Genomic DNA, 4787 nt, shown 5'->3' with positions numbered 1-4787 from the left:
ACGGCCCGCTAACGCGGAGATACGCCCCGACTTCGGGTAAACCCTCGTCGGGACCACTCCGACCGCGCACAGAAGCTCTCTCATAGCTGAAAGCGGGTATGGTCTGGCAGGGCTGGGGATGGGTAAGGTGAAATCTATCAATACGTACCGGCTTACGCCGGGCTTCGGCGGTTTTACTCCGGTATCATATGAAACAATGGAGTGCCGCCTTCCATGCCGCTGGCGCGGCATCTGTTAACAATCAATACTTTTATCATTATTATCAGGAAAAAATTGATCGTCTGAATAAAAATATATGAATGATAAAAAAGAGAGATACATATCTTCCGAGCTGTCAGATAAAACTCAACTTTCTGTTTTGCGCAGTATAGTTGGATGGGGCTATGAAAAAATAAGACATTCTCTGGGGCGACCAGGGCAACTTGAAAGAGCGATTGCATCCGGGGAGTTAATCCCGTGTCCTTTAAAAACTCCTGTCGATACACTATGGACGCGATCGGTGATTTACTGGCAGGACTGGATATCCCCATCATGGATACCATCTGATTCTCGCCAATGTACGATAGATTTCTATAAGCCAGGCTACTATCGTGGTTTAGAACGATGTCATATGGTTGTTCCCGAAGTTCAGAATCTGATTAGCAAAGAAGATATTCCTCATTTTTCGTGTGATATCACCGATATTCAGGGTATCTCCGCATCGAAATCTGAGATGTATGATATTGGTGACATTTATGAATTTCCTCTACTGAGATGCCCTGGGCTGGTTACCCCGGTAAATGAAGAACATCTCAGAGAAAATATGCAGTACTGGGAGTTAAGGCTCCATCGAATGCGCTTTGCTGAATATCCGTGGACTGAGCGTAAGCTGTATTGGCTGAATGAAGGTGGCTCACATCATTTTGCAGCTGCCCGTTATCAGGCATGCCGTCTGGGAATTTCTGTTCCGCTTACGGGCAGATTGAGTCGCTTCCATGTAAACATGCAGATGGTTTCAGCTTTATGTCAGCAATGGCACCTGTTTGCTATTCCTGCAGATGAACGGTTAGCCTGCTTTTTCAGGGCGATGATTGCCTTTGAATGCCCATTTGGTAATTCAGAATTACCTCGGAATATGCACAATACTATAAAGTCAGGAGTCAAACTCAAACTCGTTTGGCTTGAACGTGGTCATACCAAAGCAGACATTGTTGCAGATGTACTTGCCACAGCAGGTTTCCCTGATTTTGGGGATCAATTGAAGCTGCTGGCTACCAGCAGCCTGCAAAAAACACATAAGCTGGCCTGAAAGGAATACTTCACAATGAATATCATTGTGTTGGTAACCTGCTGTTATCGTGATGAAATTACCGCTCAATTTTTTCGGTTGACGCGGTCTGTTCCTGCATGGTTTTCATCTTTAGCTTCTGTTTTTCCCTTACTGCCAGCCAGCGTCTGGCATTCTGCGCATCGCATTCTGATACCTGACCTGCTGGTAGTCCATCCAGTCCATAACGAGGGATACCTGCGACAGCAGTACGCAGCAGATATACCTGTCGGGTGGTGATGCAGGATATTGCACAGGACCATTCATCCAGGGTCAGTTCTGTCTCAGGGTGTTCTGTCAGGAATGCGGCAAAATCATTGGTTATGCCAATTTTCAGTGGAAGAAATCCCCCGCTTTCTGCGCGAAGATGGGGAAACAGAGACTTAACTTTTTCCACGCAATTGTGAGTAAATTCATGAGTCCAATGAGGCTGGCGTGGAAAACGGCGTCTTTTTCTTTTTTTCTTACTGGCAGAAGCTTCAGGGGGATGAGTATCGACGGCAGGAGAACTGCTTCCCACAGATACTGGATCTTCCATCTTTACCGTCTCTGAACGTGCGATAACACCTGTTTTTTCAGATAAGGAAGGGGGTAAAAGAGTGCGACGTTTTTTCACCATAATGATGGGTGTTTTCTTTTCTTCCTGATATTTCCCCATAAAAACCTCTACGATGTGTTCTTATATAATAATATATATCATATTTTCACAATTAACATAATATCTTCGTTAAGAAAATAACAGAACAAAATTTGTTGTTTTTTTATGACAGGCATGAAATGAGCCAGCATAATTATATTAATCATTATCCCAAATGAGCTTTTGTATTTGCTCATTCGGGATGGTTGGATATTTTAAGTTATATCTACTGTATCATTCTCAGGTAATCGTTCCATTAAATCAGAAACTACGGGCTGTAACCAGTCAGTGACTTCACTTACATACTGATGCCATTCGGGATGCCTGGAGGCCAGATCCATCACTCGTGTTAACCCGGACGGACGATCAATGCCCAATTTAGTTAAAATGTTCGAGATATAATTATGAGCATCAAGTTCAACTCTGATATCCCTTGCTGCTTCTATTATTTCTAAATATTCTCCACCCAATCCGTCCAGTGGGACATTTGTAATAAGATAATGAATGTATTGTTCAGGCTTAACTCCATTTGGGAGATTAAATTGTTTTATTTTTCCTTCCGCTGCCGCTTTTAACTCATAAGTTCGTGATTCTGTGCCGGTGAAAACTTTATCAAGAGCAGCTTTCTTTTCATTTTCTGTGGAGTATTTATCGCCATCAAGAATATAAAGTTTATCAGATAGATTATCTCCACGAATAAGTGTACTGGCAAGTAGAGTGAATGCGTTTGAAGCTGCGCCAAATTTAAATATTTTCACATATCTGCTGGCCTTAAGTGAAGAACATATTTTATTTATTATTGCAACAGCAAGATCATCTTCCACATATATTTCAATGGGAGTTGTTGATTTACCTGTTAATCTGTTTATAGCATCAGGTTTTGTTTCTTCAAATGAATAACTACGGCCTTGAATGTTTACGACGTGTCTTATATTTATCTTGTCTGATAAAGTGGTTACCATTTCTCTATGGGTAGTGAAGATGATTTGTTTATTTTTATCTTCGGCATGAGTTGATATGACGTCTATTAACTTTTTCAATGCTTCGTCATGCAACAGCAAATCTAATTCATCGATTAATATTAAGGCGTTCTTGTCCGCTTTTAATATTGTTTCCAGAATTAAAAATATCTTTTGCTCTCCTGCGCTCATACTTAATGATGAGTAGGCCAGTCCCTCTGACTCAACTCCAATCAATATTTTTCCATTGGGTTGTTGATGTTGATTGAAACTTGTATATGGTTTATTAAGTATATAGGAGGCGTAATGAAGAATGTTTGTTATTAAATCATTACTGACACTGCTGGTTTCATACTGAATATTATTCTTTTTTTCTGATTCTATTATAGGAACACATTTATCAATGCCAAGATAGTAAACTTCTCTTAAAGGACGACGAGCATAAATCTGAATCCATCGTGAGCCTCGAACATCAGCTTTTCCATAATTTTTTAATTCATTTTCAATCATTACACCATCTTTACGATAAGTTAAATTTACAATGAAGTCACTGCCGTTCCATTCAGCATGTGGACTGCGTGGAAAAAAATGCATTAACCGATGGTCTTCACCGGGGAAACCTTTTTCAGGCATGTATATGCTTGCTATGGCATGGAGTATTGTTGATTTTCCGCTTCCATTTGGACCTAAAATTGCGGTTAACGCATGAGGTTTAAAAATAATCTCGTTTAATCCATTTATACATTTTAGTTTGTTAATTTTAATGGAGTTCAAGACTTGACCAGTAATAGTTTTTTTCTTTTTTTCTGCCATTTTTAAATCCTAGCATTATGTTGGGGGAATTCACCATGTAATTCAGAAACATATAACTGTGAACAGGGGATATATCAAATCCTTTTAATATTCTATTTTGCACAGTATTCTACATCAGGCCTCTTTTATGCTACAGACTTTTTGAGATGTCTGTAATTTTAGACTTAATGTTATGACTGATCATATCTCCTATCCACTGGTGGCGCAGGAAAGTTAACCGGCTGCCACCATGGGATGATGTGTAAACCGTGCACAGGCGTGTTCTTACGGAGCGGCACTTTCATTTATCTGTACGCGAACCTCCATTCCGGCATCATGACAGGCCTGCAGCCACTGCGCCACTTCCAGCGGATCGCCCTCCCGGCGTACCACCCTGCCTTCTTTATTCCATAACTGCAGACAGGTGCTGCCGTCGAGACGCACCACAAAATCCCCACGGCAGGCCTGATACGTCATGCCGTTCAGCTCCACCGCCAGATCAGTGGCAGAAGTGCCTTCTGCGGGCAGACCTGCGGCCGGGACCAGCGGTAGTACGACGACTTCTGCCGCACGCTGTTCTGCCCGGAGGCGGTCCTGTTCTGCCTGCAGCAGAGGCTGTGCCACGGCCCGGCCGGCGTCCGTCAGCTCGACAGCCAGCTGCAGATTCGGGGCGCGCAGGGTACGCAGCCAGCCGGCATCCTCCAGACGACGGCAGGACGCGCGCAGGTTTGGCCCGTAGATCGGGGCTTCCCCGCTTCGCTCCAGCACCCGTTCCAGGTCCCGCGTCAGCACGGGGCCCGGCCGTTTTTCATCAAGCGCAGCCAGCACAATCAGCACTCTCCGCTGCAGTGGCGACGGTCGGCGGCTCTGGGTCATTACCTGTCATCCTCCGGCCAGATGAGGTTTCTGAGGCGCTGAAAGTCGGCGTCAATGAGCTCCTGTCTCTTTATGGCATTCATTGAGGCATAGCCATTTATGGCCAGTTCATGCCAGAAGATCAGCACGGCTCGGGGTCTGACGCTCAGTGGAACGAAAACTCACGTTAAGCAACGTTTTCTGCCTCTGACGCCTCTTTTAATGGTCTCAGATGTCC

Annotated in this window: 4 protein-coding genes; 1 reads left to right on the top strand and 3 read right to left on the bottom strand. The window is 43.8% G+C overall.

The genetic code is table 11. The features are described 5' to 3' along the window. Positions 1 to 295: 295 nt before the first annotated feature. A complete protein-coding gene (locus tag FTE26_RS06985; RefSeq protein ID WP_001579760.1) occupies positions 296 to 1288 on the top strand; it encodes a DUF6685 family protein in 993 nt (330 codons plus the stop codon). Positions 1289 to 1346: 58 nt separating this feature from the next. Here the strand turns inward: FTE26_RS06985 and FTE26_RS06980 are convergent, their stop codons facing one another. The 3 genes from FTE26_RS06980 to FTE26_RS06970 form a co-directional block, all read right to left on the bottom strand. After that, positions 1347 to 1964 (bottom strand): ProQ/FINO family protein, encoded by a 618-nt coding sequence (locus tag FTE26_RS06980; protein ID WP_000521604.1) that lies wholly within the window; start codon positions 1962 to 1964, stop codon positions 1347 to 1349. Positions 1965 to 2158: 194 nt separating this feature from the next. Then, positions 2159 to 3715: an AAA family ATPase gene (locus FTE26_RS06975; protein ID WP_001579759.1), complete on the bottom strand. Its 1557-nt coding sequence runs from the start codon at positions 3713 to 3715 to the stop codon at positions 2159 to 2161. A gap of 264 nt (positions 3716 to 3979) precedes the next feature. After that, a complete protein-coding gene (locus tag FTE26_RS06970) occupies positions 3980 to 4570 on the bottom strand; it encodes a hypothetical protein (RefSeq protein WP_000194568.1) in 591 nt (196 codons plus the stop codon). Positions 4571 to 4787 lie beyond the last annotated feature (217 nt).

This window comes from Escherichia sp. S10b (assembly GCF_028421345.1).
Lineage (GTDB): Bacteria > Pseudomonadota > Gammaproteobacteria > Enterobacterales > Enterobacteriaceae > ECMA0423.
This window is presented reverse-complemented; position numbering and strand designations above follow the sequence as displayed.